Origin of the sequence: Aeromicrobium sp. (assembly GCF_036676885.1) — a bacterium.
Classification (GTDB): Bacteria; Actinomycetota; Actinomycetes; order Propionibacteriales; family Nocardioidaceae; genus Aeromicrobium.
Genome location: NZ_JAKFCB010000329.1, coordinates 1 through 1,724 on the forward strand (window position 1 = coordinate 1; position 1,724 = coordinate 1,724).

2 protein-coding genes are annotated in these 1,724 nt (G+C 68.6%); both read right to left on the bottom strand.

All coding sequences use genetic code 11. The features are described 5' to 3' along the window. Positions 1–125 precede the first annotated feature (125 nt). A complete protein-coding gene (locus V6M46_RS15260) occupies positions 126–1,013 on the bottom strand; it encodes an HpcH/HpaI aldolase/citrate lyase family protein (protein WP_332666634.1) in 888 nt (295 codons plus the stop codon). An 11-nt stretch (positions 1,014–1,024) separates the two neighbouring features. Further along, positions 1,025–1,724 (bottom strand): HpcH/HpaI aldolase/citrate lyase family protein (locus V6M46_RS15265; protein ID WP_332666635.1); only part of this gene is annotated, 700 nt, incomplete at its 5' end.

Consider the following 1,724-nt stretch of genomic DNA (forward strand, 5'->3'; position numbering starts at 1 on the left):
AGAAGCAGAACATCGCGATCCAGAACGAGATCTACCGTTTGCGCAGCATGCGCTGAGCAGGACAGCAGATGAGCGAGCGGCGAGCAGGGAGCAATCCCCGCTCGCCGCTCGTCTGCGTTGGGTGCTCAGCGGGCGTTGATGGCCTCGTCGAGCGCCAGGATGCGTCGCGCATCGCGCACGTGCAGCTCCTCGACCATCCGGCCGTTGAACGTGACGACGCCCTGACCTGAGGCTTTGGCCTCCTCGAACGTCGAGATCATCGCCTTGGCGTGCTCGACCTCGTCGTCCGACGGGCCGAAGATCGCATTGGCGGGCTCGACCTGGCTGGGGTGGATCAGGGTCTTGCCGTCGAAGCCCATCTCCCGTCCCTGTCGAGCCTCGGCGTCGAAGCCCTCGAGGTTCTTCACGTCGTTGTAGACGCCGTCGAGGATGACCTTGCCGGCCGCCCGGGCCGCCAGGAGCGCGATCGACAGCGACGTGAGGACGACCGGGTTGCGTCCCGGGACGTGCAGGCCGTACGTCTCGTTGACGACGTCGTTGGTGCCCATCACGATCACCGTGAGGCGTTCGTGCGCGGCAGCGATCTCCGCGGCCTGCAGGAGGGCGACCGGTGTCTCGACCATCGCCCACAACGCCGTGGTGTCCGGGGCGCCGGCGTCCTCGAGCTCCGCGACGAGCTGGAGCACCTCGGCGGCGGAGTTGACCTTGGGCACGAGGACCGCGTCGGGGCCGGCCTTCGCCGCGGCGGCGATGTCGGCGGCGTGCCACTGCGTGCCGATGCCGTTGACGCGGATCGCGAGCTCGCGGTGGCCGTACTCACCAGAGGTCACCGCGGCGCACACGCGGTCTCGCGCCTCGGGCTTGGCGTCGGGGGAGACCGCATCCTCGAGGTCGAGGATCAACGCGTCGGCGTCGATGCCCTTGGCCTTCTCGAGTGCGCGCTCGTTGGCGCCGGGCATGTAGAGGACGGACCTACGTGGCCGAAGGAGAGTGCTGGGCGCTGTCTCAGTCATGGGGGAAGCTCCTAGAGGTCGTAGGCGGCGGCGAGCTCGGGATCGCGCTCGGCCAGCGCCTTGGCGAGGTCGAGCATCACGATGCACTGCTTGCAGGAGGCGTCGTCCTCCATCTTGCCGTTGATCATGACCGCACCGGAGCCGTCGCCCATCGCCTCGACGACCTCCTTGGCGTGGGCGACGTCAGCGGGATCGGGAGAGAAGACCTTGCGGGCGATGTCGATCTGCACGGGGTGCAGGCTCCAGGCGCCGACACACCCGAGCAGGAACGCGTTGCGGAACTGGTCCTCGCAGGCGACGACGTCCTTGATGTCACCGAACGGACCGTAGAACGGGAGGATGTCGTTGGCGGCGCAGGCGTCGACCATGCGCGCGATCGTGTAGTGCCACAGGTCCTGCTGGTACGTCGTGCGGCCCTGGTAGAGGTCGTCGCCGGTCGGGTCCTGGCGCACCAGGTAGCCGGGGTGGCCTCCGCCGACCCTCGTCGTCTTCATGCGCCGGCTTGCGGCGAGGTCTGCCGGGCCGAGCGAGATGCCCTGCATACGGGGGCTGGCGCCGGCGATCTCCTCGACGTTGGTCATGCCCTCCGCGGTCTCGAGGATCGCGTGCACCAGGATCGGCCTCGTGAGACCGGCGCGGGCCTCGAGCTGCGCGAGCAGACGGTCGACGTAGTGGATGTCCTGGGCGCCCTCGACCTTCGGCACCATGATC

Coding starts and splice junctions, on each gene's coding strand:
- V6M46_RS15260 (WP_332666634.1), bottom strand. CDS start 1,013: ATGACTGAGACAGCGCCCAGCACTCTCCTTCGGCCACGTAGGTCCGTC.